Annotated in this window: 21 protein-coding genes; 8 read left to right on the top strand and 13 right to left on the bottom strand. The window is 57.3% G+C overall.

What is annotated here, in order from left to right:
* Window positions 1–13: 13 nt before the first annotated feature.
* Window positions 14–73 (bottom strand): protein YpfM, encoded by a 60-nt coding sequence (ypfM, locus tag CWM53_RS11540; protein ID WP_100181659.1) that lies wholly within the window; start codon window positions 71–73, stop codon window positions 14–16.
* A gap of 366 nt (window positions 74–439) precedes the next feature.
* Between ypfM and CWM53_RS11535 the strand changes: the two genes are divergently transcribed.
* From CWM53_RS11535 to CWM53_RS11525, 3 genes are read left to right on the top strand one after another with little or no spacing between them, the layout of a single operon-like run.
* Window positions 440–793: an ArsC family reductase gene (locus CWM53_RS11535; RefSeq protein WP_100730298.1), complete on the top strand. Its 354-nt coding sequence runs from the start codon at window positions 440–442 to the stop codon at window positions 791–793.
* Window positions 794–796: 3 nt separating this feature from the next.
* The gene (dapE, locus tag CWM53_RS11530) at window positions 797–1,924 is read left to right on the top strand and encodes a succinyl-diaminopimelate desuccinylase (RefSeq protein ID WP_061153699.1); all 1,128 of its coding nucleotides are present in this window, start codon (window positions 797–799) and stop codon (window positions 1,922–1,924) included.
* 26 nt (window positions 1,925–1,950) lie between these two features.
* Entirely contained in the window at window positions 1,951–2,154 is a 204-nt protein-coding gene (locus CWM53_RS11525) for a YpfN family protein (protein WP_002913768.1), read from the top strand.
* A 48-nt stretch (window positions 2,155–2,202) separates the two neighbouring features.
* On the opposite strand, the gene ypfH is transcribed toward CWM53_RS11525, so the two are convergent.
* From ypfH to dapA, 6 genes are all read right to left on the bottom strand, one after another.
* Window positions 2,203–2,898, bottom strand: coding sequence for an esterase (gene ypfH, locus CWM53_RS11520; RefSeq protein WP_074387881.1), 696 nt, complete (start codon window positions 2,896–2,898; stop codon window positions 2,203–2,205).
* Between the two features lie 76 nt (window positions 2,899–2,974).
* On the bottom strand, window positions 2,975–4,978 hold the full coding sequence (locus tag CWM53_RS11515; RefSeq protein WP_100730299.1) for a tRNA(Met) cytidine acetyltransferase TmcA: 2,004 nt from the start codon (window positions 4,976–4,978) through the stop codon (window positions 2,975–2,977).
* A gap of 9 nt (window positions 4,979–4,987) precedes the next feature.
* Window positions 4,988–5,863 (bottom strand): neutral zinc metallopeptidase, encoded by an 876-nt coding sequence (locus tag CWM53_RS11510; RefSeq protein ID WP_004201945.1) that lies wholly within the window; start codon window positions 5,861–5,863, stop codon window positions 4,988–4,990.
* A 121-nt stretch (window positions 5,864–5,984) separates the two neighbouring features.
* Window positions 5,985–6,698: a phosphoribosylaminoimidazolesuccinocarboxamide synthase gene (gene purC, locus CWM53_RS11505; RefSeq protein WP_061153695.1), complete on the bottom strand. Its 714-nt coding sequence runs from the start codon at window positions 6,696–6,698 to the stop codon at window positions 5,985–5,987.
* Window positions 6,699–6,929: 231 nt separating this feature from the next.
* Window positions 6,930–7,964 carry an outer membrane protein assembly factor BamC gene (gene bamC, locus CWM53_RS11495; protein WP_061153694.1) on the bottom strand — a complete coding sequence of 345 codons (1,035 nt, stop codon included), beginning with the start codon at window positions 7,962–7,964 and terminating at the stop codon, window positions 6,930–6,932.
* A 16-nt stretch (window positions 7,965–7,980) separates the two neighbouring features.
* On the bottom strand, window positions 7,981–8,859 hold the full coding sequence (gene dapA, locus CWM53_RS11490; protein ID WP_002913803.1) for a 4-hydroxy-tetrahydrodipicolinate synthase: 879 nt from the start codon (window positions 8,857–8,859) through the stop codon (window positions 7,981–7,983).
* A 153-nt stretch (window positions 8,860–9,012) separates the two neighbouring features.
* Between dapA and CWM53_RS11485 the strand changes: the two genes are divergently transcribed.
* Both CWM53_RS11485 and bcp read left to right on the top strand, forming a co-directional pair.
* Complete coding sequence (locus tag CWM53_RS11485) at window positions 9,013–9,579, top strand: glycine cleavage system transcriptional repressor (RefSeq protein WP_002913804.1); 567 nt, start codon at window positions 9,013–9,015, stop codon at window positions 9,577–9,579.
* 3 nt (window positions 9,580–9,582) lie between these two features.
* On the top strand, window positions 9,583–10,053 hold the full coding sequence (gene bcp, locus CWM53_RS11480; protein WP_002913805.1) for a thioredoxin-dependent thiol peroxidase: 471 nt from the start codon (window positions 9,583–9,585) through the stop codon (window positions 10,051–10,053).
* A gap of 60 nt (window positions 10,054–10,113) precedes the next feature.
* Here the strand turns inward: bcp and CWM53_RS11475 are convergent, their stop codons facing one another.
* Together CWM53_RS11475 and CWM53_RS30995 are read right to left on the bottom strand one after the other, a co-directional pair.
* Window positions 10,114–11,178, bottom strand: coding sequence for an AI-2E family transporter (locus CWM53_RS11475; protein ID WP_012540911.1), 1,065 nt, complete (start codon window positions 11,176–11,178; stop codon window positions 10,114–10,116).
* 54 nt (window positions 11,179–11,232) lie between these two features.
* On the bottom strand, window positions 11,233–11,349 hold the full coding sequence (locus tag CWM53_RS30995; protein ID WP_012540910.1) for a hypothetical protein: 117 nt from the start codon (window positions 11,347–11,349) through the stop codon (window positions 11,233–11,235).
* Window positions 11,350–11,400: 51 nt separating this feature from the next.
* On the opposite strand from CWM53_RS30995, the gene bepA reads away from it, so the two are divergent.
* From bepA to CWM53_RS11460, 3 genes are all read left to right on the top strand, one after another.
* Complete coding sequence (gene bepA, locus CWM53_RS11470) at window positions 11,401–12,864, top strand: beta-barrel assembly-enhancing protease (protein ID WP_100631848.1); 1,464 nt, start codon at window positions 11,401–11,403, stop codon at window positions 12,862–12,864.
* 9 nt (window positions 12,865–12,873) lie between these two features.
* Complete coding sequence (arsC, locus tag CWM53_RS11465) at window positions 12,874–13,233, top strand: arsenate reductase (glutaredoxin) (protein WP_061153691.1); 360 nt, start codon at window positions 12,874–12,876, stop codon at window positions 13,231–13,233.
* A gap of 127 nt (window positions 13,234–13,360) precedes the next feature.
* Window positions 13,361–14,284, top strand: coding sequence for an Rpn family recombination-promoting nuclease/putative transposase (locus CWM53_RS11460; RefSeq protein WP_100730300.1), 924 nt, complete (start codon window positions 13,361–13,363; stop codon window positions 14,282–14,284).
* On the opposite strand, the gene CWM53_RS11455 is transcribed toward CWM53_RS11460, so the two are convergent.
* The 4 genes from CWM53_RS11455 to CWM53_RS11440 all read right to left on the bottom strand — a co-directional run bounded on the left by CWM53_RS11455 (window position 14,281) and on the right by CWM53_RS11440 (window position 18,740).
* On the bottom strand, window positions 14,281–14,982 hold the full coding sequence (locus CWM53_RS11455; protein WP_020947395.1) for a DnaA inactivator Hda: 702 nt from the start codon (window positions 14,980–14,982) through the stop codon (window positions 14,281–14,283). The genes CWM53_RS11460 and CWM53_RS11455 overlap by 4 nt on opposite strands.
* A 98-nt stretch (window positions 14,983–15,080) precedes the next feature.
* Window positions 15,081–16,367 (bottom strand): uracil permease, encoded by a 1,287-nt coding sequence (gene uraA, locus CWM53_RS11450; protein ID WP_061153689.1) that lies wholly within the window; start codon window positions 16,365–16,367, stop codon window positions 15,081–15,083.
* Window positions 16,368–16,462: 95 nt separating this feature from the next.
* The gene (upp, locus tag CWM53_RS11445) at window positions 16,463–17,089 is read right to left on the bottom strand and encodes a uracil phosphoribosyltransferase (protein ID WP_061153688.1); all 627 of its coding nucleotides are present in this window, start codon (window positions 17,087–17,089) and stop codon (window positions 16,463–16,465) included.
* Window positions 17,090–17,285: 196 nt separating this feature from the next.
* The gene (locus CWM53_RS11440; protein WP_074387877.1) at window positions 17,286–18,740 is read right to left on the bottom strand and encodes a 6-phospho-beta-glucosidase; all 1,455 of its coding nucleotides are present in this window, start codon (window positions 18,738–18,740) and stop codon (window positions 17,286–17,288) included.
* Between the last annotated feature and the right edge of the window lie 6 nt (window positions 18,741–18,746).

Genomic DNA, 18,746 nt, shown 5'->3' with positions numbered 1-18,746 from the left:
ACATTGCGGAAATTTATTTACGAAGCATGCCTTCAATAAAATCTTTCCAGTTCCCCAGTTCATGTTCAATCATAATAGCCTCTCTTATTATTATGGTCGATTCTATATAACTTCATTGCTGATGGGAAGTTGTGCTCCCCTATTGCTCTGATTGTCTAGTGGACCGCTGACAGAGATAAAACCTCTGGATGCCGCCACTATGCCGCCTCGCATGTAAAAATTATGTGACACAGAGCACCCTCAAACCACATTTTTGCAATATTGTTAATGACCTCACATCACGCCCGTGAGTGGGCAAAAATTAATCACCTGAGTCCATTGTCTGAGATCCCCGGTAAAAAGTTATATTTATTCATCTGAATCACGTATTATTTCATTAAGACTTATATATTCGGAAATATCTGAGTTAACCGCTTAATTGAATGTAAAAGGGTTATCTATGCTCACCATGTACGGAATTAAAAACTGCGATACCATTAAAAAAGCCCGTCGCTGGCTGGAAACGCATCAGATTGCGTATCAGTTTCATGACTACCGCGCCGATGGCCTTGACCGCGCGCAACTGGATACTTTTATTGCCGAACTGGGCTGGCAGGCGCTGCTGAATACCCGCGGCACCACCTGGCGCAAACTCGACGAGTCGCTGCGCAACAGCATCGATAATGCCGACGCTGCCGCCGCATTGATGCTGGAAATGCCGGCGATTATCAAACGCCCATTGCTCTGCGCGCCCGGTCGTCCTATGCTGCTGGGTTTTAGTGAAGCAAGTTATCAGCAGTTTAACGAGGTATAGTCTATGTCTTGCCCGGTCATTGAGCTGGCTCAGCAGCTTATTCGCCGCCCTTCCCTTAGCCCCGATGATGCGGGATGCCAGGCGTTAATGATTGAACGCCTGCGTGCGATCGGCTTTACCGTTGAACCGATGGATTTCGGCGATACACAGAATTTCTGGGCCTGGCGCGGCCACGGTGAGACGCTGGCCTTCGCCGGCCACACCGACGTGGTTCCGCCGGGCGACGCTGACCGCTGGATCAACCCCCCGTTCGAACCGACCATCCGCGACGGCATGCTGTTCGGCCGCGGTGCAGCAGATATGAAAGGCTCGCTGGCGGCGATGGTGGTGGCGGCGGAACGTTTTGTCGCGCAGTACCCGAATCATCGCGGCAGACTGGCGTTCTTGATCACCTCAGATGAAGAGGCCAGCGCCAAAAACGGCACCGTCAAAGTGGTGGAAACGCTGATGGCGCGTAATGAGCGTCTGGACTACTGTCTGGTCGGCGAACCCTCCAGTACCGAGGTGGTCGGCGATGTGGTGAAAAACGGCCGCCGCGGCTCGCTGACCTGCAACCTGACCATTCACGGCGTGCAGGGCCATGTCGCCTATCCGCACCTTGCCGATAACCCTGTCCATCGCGCGGCGCCGATGCTGGCGGAGCTGGTCAATATCGAGTGGGATAAAGGCAATGAATTTTTCCCGCCAACCAGCATGCAGATTGCCAACGTGCAGTCCGGTACCGGTAGCAACAACGTGATCCCCGGCGATATGTTCGTCCAGTTCAACTTCCGCTTCAGTACGGAACTGACGGACGAGATGATCAAAGCCCGCGTGGTCGCCCTGCTGGAAAAATACCAGCTGCGTTACAGCGTGGAGTGGTGGCTCTCCGGCCAACCGTTCCTCACCGGGCGCGGCAAGCTGGTGGATGCGGTGGTGAGCGCAATTGAGCACTATAATGAGATCAAACCGCAGCTGTTGACCAACGGCGGCACCTCTGACGGACGGTTTATCGCCCGCATGGGGGCGCAGGTGGTTGAGCTGGGCCCCGTGAACGCAACCATTCACAAAATTAATGAATGTGTGAACGCCGCCGACCTGCAACTGCTGGCACGGATGTATCAACGCGTAATGGAACAGCTGGTCGCCTGACGAATTGACGTAAAGAGGAAGCGCGCATGGAATGGCTTATTAAACACTGGTGGATTCTGGTTCTGGTCTTTTTGGTGGGGGTGATTATCAACGTGATCAAAGATCTGAACCGCGTTGACCACAAAAAATTCCTTAACAACAAACCCGATCTGCCGCCGCACCGCGATTTTAACGATAAATGGGACGATGACGACGACTGGCCGAAGCACGACCAGTCGAAGAAACCGTAAGTTTGCCTTTATCGCGGTACTGCCCGCCTGTAACCCCGTCCGCCGGGGTTACAGCATTTCGATGATATCGTCCCCTTTTGGCGTACTGCCGCTCAGCGCCTCATCAAAATAGTGCTTCGGCACGGTATAACGCAGACGTTCGATCGCGAACTGCATGCTGCGATCGTCAATGGCATGCCCCAGATCGTCAACAATATCTAACGTCACGTCGCCGCCCGCCTGCTGTAATGCCTCCTGAGCCGACACCGCCCACGCCAGATCGATAACCCGATCTTCGCCCCCGTGGATCAGGTGAATGGTGGTGGCTGTCGTTGCCGTCACCGGCAGCGTCGCGTAGCGGCCATTAAAGGCAATCACTCTTGAAGCCAGAGCCGGCGCCGCTTTGATACTCTCCAGCGACATAATCGCCCCCTGAGAGAAACCGATCAGCGCGGTGGCCAGTGGGCTGACGCCGCTTTTCTCCTGCCAGTAGCGCACAATGTCAATGAAGGTCGGCATAATGGCATCAATGCGCTGCTGACGATTCTCTTCCGTCACTCCCTGCACCGAAAACCACTGCCGACCGTTGGGGCCGCAAGGTTCGACCCCGCCGATGCTGACAATTAGCGCATCGGGAAACTGCGGCGCGAACCAGCTGCCGATTTGCCCCATAGAGACCGGGTTATCACCCACACCATGAAACAGCAGCAACAGCTGTTGCGCAGGCGTCGCAGGGCTTTGAACAATAAAATGATCGTGTTTCATGGCTGTCTCCTTAGTGTATGCGGGCAGTTTACGCCGCTCGCCAGATATGACCATGTCATTTAACTGAATGAGTTAGTTAAAAAAATTGCAGATGCGCCACCTGCTGACGCAGCGCCTCAGCACGTGCTGCATCGAGGAAGCATAAGGCGTCAGCGGCCTCAACACGCCATCTCGCCAGCAGGGCTTTACGCCCCGTCAGCCGCAGCGCAGCGCACAGCGCAGCTTCCTCTTCTCCCTGCAGACGCCCGCGCAGGGCCGGTAACGGCATGTCGACCTGCATCAGCAGGCGGTTGAGGCAGCCCAGCGCCGCGGCCAACGGGCGATGGGCGAAGGCAAAGCTCGCCGCTTCCAGCCAGTCTTCATCACTAAGCATAGCGTCTGCGACGGCCGGCAGCGGCGCGGATTCCTCCCGCCATGGGCGAAGCCAGTGTTCATCGCGCTGCAGCCGCTGCGCCTCCCGCTGCGCGAGCTGGTGCCCCGTCGCGGTCAGCGGGAACAGAGCCATCGCGGTATAGCAGCCGCTGCTGGCCTCGCGATGGGTTCCCAGCCGCACGAGGATAAACCCGCAGCGTTGCCAGAAGCGCCACAGCTCAGGGGTATAGCCGAAGCTGACGGACAGATAGTCATAGCCTGCGGCAGCGGCGGCGATATCGGCGATCATCTTCTGCCCGAGACCTTCGCGCTGACGGGCAGGATGGACAGCGATCCGACTGACCCGCAGCCCGGACAGCGTCGCCGCCAGGGGACTGCCGCCATGGGCCGCCAGCGACTGAGCGACCAGATTACCGCGCGGCCGGCGAAACCCTGCCCACACCGCCCGGCTGAGTTCGGGAGAAAGTCCCCCCTCGGCCACCAGCCACAGCGCGCCCGCCACCGCGCCGCCGGCGCGAGCACAGTGAAAAGCCTGGCCCGGGGCATCCATCATGCGCCGCAGATCGAGCGGGGAAGTCCGGTAATGCGCCCCGGACAATAGCTGATACATCGCCTCCGGTAGCGCAGGCAGCGATTGCCAGCAGGACTGATTGACCGCCTCCAGCACCACCTCCCCCGTCGGCTCGTCGCGAAATGCCTCATCATTAAAGATCAGCAGTTGACGGATGGCTGACTCCAGCGGACAGCCCGCTGCCCAGCGGATCGGGGCGCTCAGGCTGAATGACTGCAGATGGGGCAAGCTGGCGCAAAATTTCAGCAGGAATCCGCGACCAGTGCCTTCATAACCCTGTACCGTCGTGGTGAGCAGCGTGCGGGGAAAACGGCTTACCAGCTGCCGGAGAAGCGGAGCCGGGATCGACGCGGCCTCATCGACAATCAGCCAGGCCGCCGTTTCTTGCGACGCCAACAGCGCATCCGGCGCCATAAAGCGAAACGCCTCGCCGGCAAAGCTCGCCAGCACCTCGACGGCGCTACGCGTTGGGGCGATGACGATGGCCTCGCCCCCAAGCTGGCGCAGCAGCATGCCCGCGAGAGCGGATTTCCCTCGCCCGCGCTCTGCCGTCACCGCCGCGATACCGGGCGGCAGCCGCGACAGTTGCTCCAGGATTAGCGCCTGCTCGGCCTGGGGGTGGCCATCGGCGGGATGCCAGTCAGGGCGCGGGGCGGCCAGCGGGAAGCGCGGCCGGTCCGACTGCTGCCAGAGCAGCACCTCCGGATCGGCGATAAACTGCCGGCAGCAGCGGTGAACAAAGTTGGGGGTAACGATAGGGTCGGGAGTATCGCTCCAGCGCAGGGAGTCCTCATCCGCCCGGGTCAGCCAGTCGGCGAAGGGGGGCGTCAGCAGCACCAGCCAGCTTCCCGCCCGCAGCGTTCCGCTCAGGGCCGCCAGGGCCGCCACGTCACACCCGCGCCGGGCATCGAAAAAGGCGTGCATCACTTCCCGCCCCAGCAGCGTCTTCAGGGCGCCGGGCGCCACGCAGGGCGCAAAAACCGGATCGGAGCCTACCCACAGACCATCGCCGCCGAGCCGCTCCCGTAGCGCCTGCGCCTGCTGCTGCGTCCAGGCCTCATCGCCGCTGAGCACCAGCAGGCGACGGATCCCCTCTCGCGCCATCTGCGCGGTGAGGTTAAGCAGCGTGTCCATCATGGGCGAGGATTACAGCGCGCTGCCGAAGGTGTTGCACTGCGCCGGATCGCCGCTGTCGAAACCGCGTTTGAACCAGGTATAACGCTGTTTTGACGTGCCATGAGTAAAGCTGTCCGGCACCACGCGCCCCTGGCTCTGCTGCTGCAGACGGTCATCACCGATGGCTTCGGCAGCGTTCAGCGCCTCCTGCAGATCGCCGGTTTCCAGAATATCCTGCTGCTGCATATTATGGCCCCAGACGCCGGCGAAGCAGTCCGCCTGCAGCTCCATCTTCACCGACAGACGGTTGGCTTCGGCCTCGGTGGCATGCTGCTGTTGCTGGCGAACTTTCGGCTCAATGCCCAGCAGTTTTTGCACATGGTGACCCACCTCATGGGCAATAACGTACCCCTGGGCAAAGTCGCCATCGGCGCCCAGTTTATTTTTCATCTCATCGTAGAAGGACAGATCGATATAGACCGTGCTGTCGGCAGGACAGTAGAACGGCCCCATCACCGACTGGCCGGTGCCGCAACCGGTACGGGTCGCGCCGCGGTAGAGCACCAGTTTTGGCTGCGGGTACTGGCGGCCCATCTTTTCAAAGATCGGTCCCCAGGTATCTTCGGTGGTGGCCAGAATCACGGAAGTAAACTTCGCTGCTTCATCGTCTTTCGGACTGATGGAGCGCTGCGTGGAGGTCTGCTGCTGCGGCATCGGCTCCCCGGTCAGCATGCCGGTCAAATCCACGCCGTAGTAGCCCGCCACCAGCACGATAATCAGCAGCACAATGCCGCCCTTCCCGCTCGGCAGACGGAAGCCACCGCCTCCACCACCGCCAAACGGCGAGCCTGATTGACCACGTCGATCTTCAACATTGTCGCTTTCGCGACGCCCTTGCCAGCGCATAAGCACCTCATTCCCTGTTATGTATCAATAGCAGAGATCGTAGGCGGTTCAGCGCAGGATTACCACAGGAAACAGCAGGAAGCGCGCCAGAAGATGAAGCTATCTTCTGGCGGCAGGCGGGTTAGTCGAGCTTAACACCCAGGCGGTGAGCCACTTCTTCGTAGGCTTCAATCAGGCCGCCAAGACTCTGGCGGAAGCGGTCTTTGTCCATTTTATCGAGAGTGTTTTTGTCCCACAGGCGGCTGCCGTCCGGCGAAAACTCATCGCCCAGCACCACTTCGCCTTTGAACAGACCAAACTCCAGCTTAAAGTCCACCAGAATCAGACCGGCGTCATCGAACAGCTTTTTCAGCACATCGTTGGCTTTGTAGGTCAGCTCGCGCATCCGCGCCAGATTCTCTTTGCTCACCCAGCCGAAGGTTTCGCAGTAGGAGTCGTTGACCATCGGATCGTGCATAGCATCGTTTTTCAGGAACAGGTCGAACAGCGGCGGGTTCAGCTCGATACCTTCTTCAATGCCTAAACGTTTTACCAGCGAGCCTGCCGCACGGTTACGCACCACGCACTCTACCGGCACCATATCCAGTTTTTTCACCAGACATTCGGTATCGGAAAGCAGCGCTTCCATCTGGGTAGGGATGCCCGCTTCTGCCAGTTTGCTCATAATGAAATGGTTGAACTTGTTATTCACCATGCCTTTACGATCGAACTGCTCGATGCGCGCGCCATCACCTGCTGACGTATCGTTACGGAATTCCAGTACCAGCAGGTCCGGATTATCGGTGCTGTAAACGGTCTTCGCTTTACCACGATACAACTCAGCTAGCTTTTTCATCTTTCACCACTCCAGTGATATTAAGCCCAAAAAAATACGTCGCAGCCTATACACAAAAGCATTCAAAGTGCATCGAGGCGGCAACTGAGCGAATCCCCGGGAGCTTACAGAAGTAAGTGACTGGGGTGAACGAAGGCAGCCAACAAAGAGGCGATTTGAAGGATAATGTGTATACGCACACGTTTGCGTCACTATACATTAAAAAGGGCCGGATTGCTCCAGCCCTTTTGATTACTTGTTAAATGCGGCCTGGAATACGGCTACCAGGGCGTCATTTTGCGACTGCGTCAGGGTGTGGCCTTTCGGGTCGATGAACTGCAGGCTACTGCGGTTATCGAGGTCGCCGACCTGCAGTTTGTAGTCACCGGAAACCAGCTGCGGATCGCGTGCACCCAGCTCCTGCCAGCTGCTGTCAGACAGCGGCTTGTAGGTCAGCGCCATGCTGCCCTGAGAGCGCGTGCTGTCGGTCACTTTCATTCCCACTTTTTCGAGGGCTCCCGGCAGACGTTGCCACACCATGTTAAACGGCGCGCGAACGACAAGCATCGGCAGGCCGGTATCGTCGGCAGCGCTCTGCACGTCGAAGGTGGCGCCAGCACTGCGCTGGGCCGCGTTCTGGGCGCTGGTGGCGCTCGCATCAAGGCCTTCAGAAATGACGTTCAGCATGGCGGTGCTGTAGCGCTGCAGTGACGCCGGATCGGCAACCGGTTTACCCGCCTGCTCCAGATTCACCAGCTTAACGACCACCGCTTGCTGATAGCCCTGCGGTTTGACGGAGATTTGATAACGACCGCGATACTGCTGATCTTCATCAAGGCGGTTCCACTCAACCCAGTCGGTGTTCAGCGTCTGGCTCGCATCATCGCGTTTCGCGATAACGTAGTTCTTCGACTGAAGGATACTGGTGACCTGCGCCCACAGCGAGCCGCTGCGGCCGTTCTCAACCATCAGCGTCGCGGTATCGCCATTAAACTGGGTCCGCGCACCGCTGACCAACGCCAGCGGCTGCGCTGGCGGGCGAATGTCCAGCGCTTTGCCCACCGCGCCGGTGCTGTTGGCCACAGGAATGTTGTAATCACCCACCTGAATCGGCAGGATCATCCCCGCCGGCGCGTGAAGTTCGCTCAACGGTGATGCCTGTAAATAGGCCTCATCACCGCTCACCTGACGCTTATAGCGCGAGTCGGAACTACAGGCCGCGAGGAGTAGAACCAGCGAAACACCCGCAACCTTCGCCAGGCGCGACTTCTGTACTGAGTAAGCCATCAAATCTCCCTAAACTTTACAGCAAACCGGCATGCTTCAGCGCGGCGGTGACAGCTTCACGACCGTGGTCAGTGATGGGCGTCATCGGCAAGCGCAGCGTATCGGTCGCCACAAGACCCAACGCCTTGCATCCCCATTTCACCGGGATAGGATTGGGTTCGACAAATAATTTTGTATGCAGTGGCATCAGACGCTGATTAATCGCACGCGCTTCGGCAAATTGACCCGCCAGCGCCAGACGGCACATGTCGGCCATTTCACGCGCCGCCACGTTGGCCGTGACGGAAATCACGCCCACACCGCCGAGCTGCATGAAGTCCATACCGGTCGCATCGTCACCGCTCAGCAGGATAAAGTCGTCTGAAACCAGCTCTTTGATCTGGTGAACTCGACTTAAGTTCCCTGTTGCTTCCTTAATACCGACAATATTTTTAATTTCCGCCAGACGGCCAACGGTTTCCGGCAGCATATCGCAACCGGTACGGGACGGCACATTATACAGAATTTGCGGCAGGTCAGTATGTTCAGCGATAGCTTTAAAGTGTTGGAACAGGCCTTCCTGGGTCGGACGGTTATAGTAAGGAGTGACCGTCAGGCAGCCGACAACACCGCTGTCGTTAAAACGTTTGGTCAGGCTAATCGCCTCTGCGGTTGCATTGGCTCCCGTTCCAGCGATAACCGGGATACGCCCGTCAGCCAGTTCCAGCGTCATCATCACCACGTCGCCATGCTCTTCATGGCTCAGCGTTGCGGATTCACCGGTAGTCCCTACCGAAACGATCGCCGAGGTTCCGTTGGCGACATGGTAATCAATCAGTTTTTTCAGGCTTGTCCGGCAGACATTACCGTTTTCATCCATCGGCGTGACAAGCGCTACAATACTTCCCGTGAACATGGGCCATCCTCAGAGCAGAAGTGCGACAAGATTCTCAATGTTACGTTTGGAGCTGCAATAAAAGCAAGAGACCCGACGCCATCAGGGATGTTGTATGGCGGTTTTTTTTATGCTTTCCTAATGTTACCTCACCTTTTTAAAGGAAGAACAGGTTTGACAGCCTCATTACAACACTATCTGGTTATTACCGCCCTGGGGGCTGACCGTCCCGGCATCGTGAATACGATCACTCGCCACGTCAGCAGCTGCGGTTGTAATATCGAAGACAGCCGGCTGGCCATGCTCGGTGATGAGTTTACGTTTATCATGCTGCTTTCCGGGTCGTGGAATGCGATTAACCTGATCGAATCAACCCTGCCGCTGAAAGGTGCGGAGCTGGAACTGTTGATCGTGATGAAACGCACCACCGCGCGCCCGCCGCAGGCTATGCCAAACACCGTTTGGGTCCAGGTTGAGGTGCCGGACTCACCGCATATCATCGAGCGCTTTACTGCCCTGTGCGATACATGGAATATGAATATCGCGGAACTGGTGTCCCGCACTCAGCCGGGAGACGGCGATTCCGCGCAGCTTTTTATCCAGATAACTGCCCACAGTCCTGCGACGCAAAATGCAGCAAATATCGAACAAGCGTTCAAAGCCCTATGTACAGAACTCAACGCACAAGGCAGTATTAACATCGTTAATTATTCACAGCATGATGAACAGGATGGAGTTTAACCCATGACCCCACTGAAAGCCGGTGATATCGCACCGAAATTTAGCTTACCGGACCAGGACGGCGAGGAAGTAAATTTAACCGACTTCCAGGGACAACGTGTCCTGGTTTATTTTTACCCGAAAGCCATGACCCCGGGCTGCACCGTACAGGCGTGCGGCTTGCGCGATAATATGGACGACCTGAAGAAAGCCGGTGTAGAAGTGCTGGGTATCAGCACCGATAAACCGGAAAAGCTTTCGCGTTTCGCCGAAAAAGAGTTACTGAACTTCACGCTGCTGTCTGATGAAAACCATCAGGTGTGCGAGCAGTTTGGCGTCTGGGGCGAAAAATCCTTTATGGGGAAAACCTACGACGGTATTCACCGTATTAGTTTCCTCATCGATGCCGATGGCAAAATCGAACATGTCTTTGATGACTTCAAAACCAGCAATCACCACGACGTGGTGCTGAACTGGCTGAAAGAAAACGCCTGATGCAAAGCAAGACGCCGGGGGAGGAAATCCTCGCCCGGCGTCTTTTTTATCCCGACCCCGTCAGTCGTCGTCAACCACCAGACCATCCGGCCAGGCATGCACCACCGCTTTAATTAGCGTGGCCAGCGGAATGGCGAAGAAGACGCCCCAGAACCCCCACAGTCCGCCAAAGATCACCACCGACAGGATAATCACCAGCGGGTGTAAATTGACCGCTTCTGAGAATAGCACCGGGACCAGCAGGTTGCCGTCCAGTCCCTGAATAATCAGATAGACCGCGAACAGGCTCCAGAACTCGGTGCCAGCGCCAAACTGAAACAGCGCCACGCCCACCACCGGGATAGTCACCACAAACGCGCCAATATAGGGGATCAGCACCGAGAAGCCCACCAGCACAGCCAGCAGCAGCGAGTAGTTGAGGCCAAACAGAATAAAGCCTATCCAGGTGGCGACGCTGACGACAATCATCTCCAGCACCTTACCGCGAATGTAGTTGGTGATTTGCTGATTCATCTCCTTCCACACCTGCCCGGCGAGCCCGCGGTTGCGCGGCAGCACACGGCGCACCGCGTTAAGCATTTGCTCTTTATCCTTCAGCAGGAAGAAGACCATCAGCGGCACCAGCACCAGATAGACCGCCAGGGTGAGCAGCCCCACCAGCGAGGCCAGAGAGTACTTCACTACCGAGTCGCCCACCGTCAACATCCGATTGCGCATATTTTCCGCCATCGCATCGATGATGCCGGCATCCATTAACGCCGGATAGCGCCGCGGCAGCGTGGCAGCGAAATCAGAGAGTTTGTTGAGCATGCCCGGCATATCGCGGATAAGATAGATCCCCTGCTGCCAGGCCACCGGCATTACCACAAAGGCCAGCAACAGCAGGATGCCAACGAACAGGATCAGCACCAGCGAGGTCGCCCAGGTGCGCGACAGGCCAATCCGCTCCAGACGAACCGTCGGCCACTCCAGCAGATAGGCCAGTACGATAGCCACCAGTAACGGGGCTAACAGACCGCTGAAAAAGAACATGATGCCGAAACCGGCAAGCAAAATAACCAGCAGCGCTATCGCCTCAGGGTCGCTGAATCGACGGCGGTACCACTGCATTAACATCTCAAGCATAAAACCTTCCCTGAAGGGCCAAGCGGCGACAATCCGGGGAATTGTATCGAAATGTCACAAAAAAGACTTCGCTTTTTGATGCGCCGCAGACAAACCGTTCTCCGCCGTGAAGATCATATTTTCAAGGCGGCCAACGCCAGCTAAACTCGCTGGGATGCGGCCAGGGAACATTGCGTCGCACAATCGGTCAAACTGGCACACCCACATTACAGGACAGAGGTTATGTTCAGGCAGTTGAAGAAAACGCTGGTGGCGACCGTCATCGCCTCGCTGACGCTGGGTTCGATAGGCCCTGCTTTTGCTGACTCCGCAGATACGCTGCCGGACATGGGGACCTCTGCAGGAAGCACGCTGTCAATTGGTCAGGAAATGCAGATGGGGGATTACTATGTGCGCCAGCTGCGCGGCAGCGCGCCGCTGATTAACGATCCCCTGCTGGTACAATATATCAACGGGCTGGGCATGCGTCTGGTGGCGCACGCGAACTCAGTGCGCACCCCGTTCCATTTCTATTTGATTAATAACGACCAAATCAACGCCTTCGCCTTCTTTGGCGGCAACGTGGTCCTCCACTCCGCCTTGTTCCGCTACTCTGATAATGAGAGCGAACTGGCCTCTGTCATGGCGCACGAAATCTCCCACGTCACGCAGCGGCATCTCGCCCGTGCGATGGAAGATCAGAAACGCAATGCGCCGCTCACTTGGGTCGGTGCCCTAGGTTCGATTCTGCTGGCGATGGCCAGCCCGCAGGCCGGAATGGCGGCGCTGACCGGGACACTGGCCGGGACTCAACAGGGTATGATCAGCTTCACCCGGCAAAATGAAGAAGAAGCCGACCGGATTGGCATTCAGGTTCTACAGCGCTCGGGTTTTGACCCGCAGGCCATGCCGATGTTTATGGGTAAACTGCTTGATGAGTCGCGCTACTCGACGCGGCCGCCGGAAATGCTGCTCACCCACCCCCTGCCGGAAAGCCGACTGGCCGATGCCCGTAACCGCGCCAACCAGATGCGCCCGGTGGTCGTGCAGTCCTCGGCAGACTTCTATCTGGCGAAGGCACGTACCCTTGGGATGTACACCAACGGCGACAATAAACTGGGCACCGATCTGCTTAACGCCTGGGATAAGGGCAACATCCGCCAACAGCATGCCGCGCAATATGGCCGCGCCCTGCTGGCGATGGAAAGCAACAACTTTGACCAGGCACGCAAAACGCTGCAGCCGCTGCTCAGCGCCGACCCGCAAAACGCCTGGTATCTTGACCTGGCCACGGATATCGACCTTGGGCAGAAGAAAACCAGCGACGCCATCAACCGCCTTAAAAACGCCCGCGAGCTGCGCACCAATCCGGTACTGCAGCTGAACCTGGCCAACGCCTTGCTGCAGGGTGGACAGCCCGGGGAAGCGGCGACCATTCTGAATCGTTATACCTTTACCAATAAAGAGGATGGCAACGGCTGGGACCTGCTGGCCCAGGCGGAAGGCGCGCTGGGCAATCGCGATCAGGAGCTGGCGGCGCGGGCAGAAAGCATGGCGCTGGTCGGTCAGTTGGATCAAGCCATTTCCCTGCTCAGTAGCGCCAGCTCGCAGGTGAAACTTGGTAGCCTGCAGCAGGCGCGTTACGATGCCCGTATCGACCAGCTACGCGATCTGCAGGCCCGCTTCCGCCCCTATCAAAAAATGTAAGGAGACCCCATGACCGACGCGGTAAAAATTTACCATAACCCACGCTGCTCGAAGAGCCGCGAAACGCTGAGCCTGCTGCAAAGCCGCGGCATCGATCCAGAGGTGGTGCTCTATCTCGACACACCGCCGGATGCCGATACGCTGCGTCAGCTGCTGCAGCTGCTGGGTATGGAGAGCCCCCGCGAGCTCATGCGCCAGAAGGAGGATCTGTACAAATCGCTCAATCTTGCCGACCAGGCGCTTAGCGACGCGGCGCTGATTCAGGCGATGGTCGACAATCCTAAGCTCATCGAACGCCCTATCGTCGTCAGCCATGGCCAGGCGCGTATTGGCCGTCCGCCGGAGCAGGTCCTTGAGATCGTAAGCTAACCCACCTGCGCCGCGCTTTCGCGGCGCTTTTTTTACGTGACCGATTCCAGATCTTCCACGCCCATCCCTCCCGCCCGCCGGGTAGTGCTACTGTTCATCTATCGCTCAATCCACTGGACGGATGAACATGAAAAAACCAACCTCCACGCCCCATGACGCCGTGTTTAAGACCTACCTCTCCCATCCCGATACCGCCCGCGATTTCCTGCAACTGTATCTGCCCGAAACGCTGCTTAAAGTATGCGATCTGCGTACGCTGCATCTCGAGTCGGGGCATTTTGTCGAAGACGATCTGCGTCCCTTTTATGCCGACATTTTGTATTCCCTGAAAACCACGGCGGGAGACGGCTATATTTATGCGCTTATCGAACACCAGAGCACGCCCGACCGGCATATGGCCTTTCGTCTGATGCGCTATGCCATCGCCGCCATGCAGCGTCATCTCGATGCCGGTCACGCTCGTCTGCCGCTGGTGATCCCTGTCCTCTTCTATCATGGTCAGGTAAGCCCCTACCCGTTCTCACTGCGCTGGCTCGATGAATTCACCGCCCCGGAGCTGGCCAGTCGTCTTTATCACGAAGCGTTTCCGCTGGCGGACATTACCGTCATTCCGGATGACGACATTGCCACCCACCAGCGCATGGCAGCGCTGGAGTTACTGCAAAAACATATTCGACAACGCGATCTGGCGCAGCTCCTCGACAAACTGGGCGAATTATTATTGACTGAACTGGCGACGGAATCGCAGGTACAAGCCCTGATGCACTATCTGGTACAGGCAGGCAATACGCGCGAGCCGGTCAAGTTCATTCGCGAACTGGCGTTACGTACGCCGCAGCATAAGGAGACGTTGATGACGATTGCGGAATATCTCGAGCAACAGGGACTGGAGCGGGGACTGGCGCAGGGGCGACAGGAAGGCCGACAGGAAGGCCGGAAAGAAGAGGCACTGCGTATCGCCGCCGCCATGCTACACAGTGGCCTGGCGCGCGATCTGGTCGCTCATCTGACCGGACTGACGGAGCAGGAGCTGGCCCCACTGGCGGACTAGAGCTTAAGGATCTCTTTCACGAAGGGGATCGTCAGCTTGCGCTGGGCGGTAATCGAGGCATGATCCAGCTGATCGAGGGTCATAAACAGCGAGCGCATCTCGCGATCCAGCCGCTTCAGCAGGAAGCGGCACACGTCTTCCGGCATCTCGAAGCCGCGTAATCTGGCGCGCAGCTGCAGCGCCTGCAGTTTGTCTTCATCCGACAGCGGCTGCAGCTTATAGATCTGCCCCCAGTCCAGCCGCGAGGCGAGATCCGGCAGACCAAGATTTAACTGCCGCGGTGGCCGATCGCCGGTGATCAGCAGTCGGGTTTTGCCTGATTCCAGGATCCGGTTGTAGAGATTAAAGATAGCCATTTCCCAGGGCTCATCCCCGGCAACGCATTCAATATTATCAATGCAGACCAGCGCCAGCTGTTCCATCCCCTCCAGCACCTCCGGCACAAACCACGTCCGTTTATCCAGCGGCACGTAGCCCACCGCATCCCCGCGCTGGGAAAGCTCGGCGCAGGCGGCGTGTAACAGGTGGCTGCGACCTGCCCCTTCACGTGACCAGATATAAATGTACCCGCTGTGTTCCTGCCGCAATACGTTCTGGAGGGCAGCAAGTAGGGAAGGATTATCACCCGGCCAGAAACTCGCGAAGGTTTCGTCGTCAGGAAGATACAGTGGCAAAGAGAGCTGTGCCGGTGCGTTCAGATGGACCTCAACATAGGCTTACAGAAAAACGCGGAGAGTTTACCACAGATTTAGGTCAGGAGAGAACCGGGCGGGATCGCCGCCCGGTCAGGAGATCGTTATTTAGCCTCTTCGCTATCAGCGGCGTCGAGGACCACCTCTTCCGGACGCAGGACGCTGATAAGCTTGAAAATCAGGCTGAGCGCGATGCCCACGATGGTCGCCAGCGCCATCCCTTTCAGCTCAGCAGCACCGATGTGCACTTTAGCACCGCTGACGCCGATGATCAGGATCACGGAAGTGAGGATCAGATTCTGCGCTTTGCTGTAATCCACCTTCGATTCAATCAGTACACGGATCCCCGAGGCGCCGATCACCCCGTACAGCAGCAGCGAAACGCCCCCCATCACCGGTACCGGGATGATCTGGATAGCCGCCGCCAGTTTGCCAACGCAGGAGAGCAGAATCGCAATGATCGCCGCGCCGCCGATAACCCAGGTACTGTAGACCCGGGTAATCGCCATCACGCCGATATTTTCACCGTAGGTGGTGTTGGGCGTCGAACCGAAGAAACCGGAGATGATCGTCGACAGGCCATTGGCAAACATCGAACGATGCAGGCCCGGGTCGCGGATCAGATCGCGTTTAACGATATTGGCGGTCACCACCAGGTGCCCCACGTGCTCGGCAATCACCACCAGCGCGGCAGGCAGAATGGTGAAGATGGCGAACCACTCAAAGCGCGGCGTGTAGAAGGTTGGCAGGGCGAACCAGTGCGCTTCGGCAATCGGGGTGGTATCGACCACGCCCATCACAAACGACAGCGCATAGCCCACCAGCACGCCGATCAGGATCGGGATAATCGCCAGGAAGCCGCGGAACAGCACGGAACCAAACACCGTCACCCCCAGCGTCACCATCGAAATAATGATGGTTTTGCTGTCAGGTGATTGGCCATCCGCCGGCAGCAGCCCGGCCATATTGGCCGCCACGCCCGCCAGCTCGAGGCCGATAACCGCCACAATGGCGCCCATCGCCGCCGGCGGGAACATCACATCCAGCCAGCCGGTACCGGCTTTTTTGACAATAAAGGAGACGATGCAGAACAGCACGCCGCACATAATAAAACCGCCCAGCGCCACTTCGTAGCCCAGCGGCAACAGCAGCAGCACCGGGGAGATAAAAGCGAAGCTCGATCCCAGATAAGCGGGAATTTTTCCTTTACAAATAAAGAGGTACAACAGCGTACCGATGCCGTTGAACAGCAGGACGGTGGCCGGGTTAATGTGGAACAGAATAGGCACCAGTACCGTTGCGCCAAACATGGCGAACAGATGTTGCAAACTAAGCGGGATTGTCTGTAAAAGCGGCGGTCTTTCACTCACCCCGATGGCACGGCGCGTCATAGTGTATTCCTCTGAGAGTCGTCTGTTATTTGCTGTGGATTACTTTTATTCAAAAAAAAGCCGACTCTCAAAGTCGGCTTTTTTCGCGGTATGTTTTATTTCGTTCCAAAAATCTTGTCGCCGGCATCGCCGAGACCGGGAATGATATACCCGTGTTCGTTCAGCCCCTTATCGACAGAGGCGGTATACAGCTCAACGTCCGGGTGGGCTTTCTCCAGCGCGGCAATCCCTTCCGGCGCCGCTACCAGTACCAGCACCTTAATACTGGTGCAGCCGGCGTTTTTCAGCAGATCGATAGTGGCGATCATCGACCCACCGGTTGCCAGCATCGGGTCAACCACCAGCGCCATACGCTCATCGATGTTGGACACCAGCTTCTGGAAGTAAGGTACCGGCTCGAGAGTCTCTTCATTACGATAGATACCGACCACGCTAATGCGCGCGCTGGGGACGTGCTCCAGCACCCCTTCCATCATGCCAAGGCCTGCGCGGAGGATAGGCACAACGGTAATTTTCTTGCCCTTGATCTGCTCAACTTCCACTGGGCCATTCCAGCCTTCGATGGTCACTCTCTCGGTCGCCAGATCGGCGGTGGCTTCATAAGTCAGTAAGCTGCCCACTTCTGAGGCGAGTTCACGGAAGCGTTTGGTGCTGATGTCGTGCTCGCGCATCAGGCCCAGCTTGTGTTTGACGAGTGGGTGTTTGACTTCCACAATCTTCATTCTCTTTCTCCTCTGAGGGGCAGCCACAAAAAAAATCGCGGGATTATACCGCTTTTTGCGGATTGTGCCATACCCATCTTGCTTGACGTATATCAAGCAAAGTGATTTAGAGACAAAAAAACCGGAGGCGAGGCTCCGGCTTGGGTGCGGGGTGCAGTCCATACGCTTACGCGGGCCTACGAGTATTGTAGGTCGGTTAAGCGTTAGCGCCACCCGACGACGGCAGGTTCTCCCCGTTGCTGGCAATCACCTGCTGATACCAGGCAAAGGACTTTTTCCGGCTGCGAGCCAGCGAGCCATTGCCTTCATTATCTTTATCGACATAAATGAAGCCGTAGCGTTTTTTCATTTCCCCTGTGCCGGCGGAAACCAGATCGATACAGCCCCACGGGGTGTAGCCCATCAGATCAACGCCATCCTCGACTACTGCCTTTTTCATCTCCGCGATATGAGCGGAGAGATAATCGATACGATATTGGTCATTGACGCTGCCGTCCGCTTCACGGACATCGATCGCGCCAAAACCGTTTTCGACAATAAACAGCGGCAGTTGGTAGTGGTCCCAGAACCAGTTCAGCGAATAGCGCAGGCCGACCGGATCAATCTGCCAGCCCCAGTCCGACTTTTTGACGTACGGGTTGGAGACCAGGCTGGTGGTTTCATCATAATCAAGCAAGGGGTTGTCTTCAGTGGCTTTGGTAGCGAATGACATATAGTAGCTAAAGCCAATGTAGTCGACACAGCCCTCGGTTAACGCCTGGCGATCGGCTTCGGTGATATCCAGGGTAAAGCCGCGGCGGGCAAAATAGTTGAGCAGATGCTGCGGATAGTGGCCGCGCACGTGAACGTCGGTAAACCAGTAACGGCGGTGCATGGCGTTCATCGCCATCATCATATCGTCCGGCGCGCAGGTCAGCGGATAGATGGGACACATAGCGATCATGCAGCCAATCTGCAGTGCAGGGTTAATCTCGCGCGCCGCTTTCACCGCCAGGGCGCTGGCCACCAGCTCATAGTGCGCAGCCTGGTACATCACCGGCTCCCGGTCTTCACCCGGCAAATATCTCAGACCAGAGTTGGTGAAGGGGGCAAAGTCCTCATGGAAGTTGGCCTGGTTGTTGATCTCGTTAAAGGTCATCCAGTACTTCACTTTATGTTGATAGCGGGTGAAAACGACCCTGGCAAAGCGCACGAAAAAGTCGATCAGCTTCCGGTTGCGCCAGCCGCCGTACTCAGTGACCAGGTGATAAGGCATTTCAAAATGCGACAGCGTAATCACGGGCTCAATGCCGTGTTTCAGGCATTCGTCGAACAGATCATCGTAAAACTTCAGGCCAGCCTCGTTGGGCTCCAGCTCATCACCCTGCGGGAAAATACGCGTCCAGGCAATCGAGGTGCGAAAACATTTGAAGCCCATCTCGGCAAACAGCGCCAGGTCCTCCGGATAGCGATGATAAAAATCGATCGCCTCATGGTTAGGGTAATTTTTCCCCGCCACCACGCCGTCGGTAATTTCACGCGGCACGCCGTGGGCACCGGCGGTCATCACGTCCGCCACGCTGATCCCCTTGCCGCCCTCCTGCCAGCCGCCCTCTAACTGATGCGCCGCGACCGCGCCGCCCCACAGAAAACCTTTTTTAAATCCGGACATAGTCTC

This window comes from Klebsiella sp. A-Nf5 (assembly GCF_002810545.1).
Lineage (GTDB): Bacteria > Pseudomonadota > Gammaproteobacteria > Enterobacterales > Enterobacteriaceae > Klebsiella > Klebsiella variicola.
The sequence above is the reverse complement of the archived record's forward strand: the minus strand, read 5'-3'. Positions and strand labels throughout refer to the sequence as shown.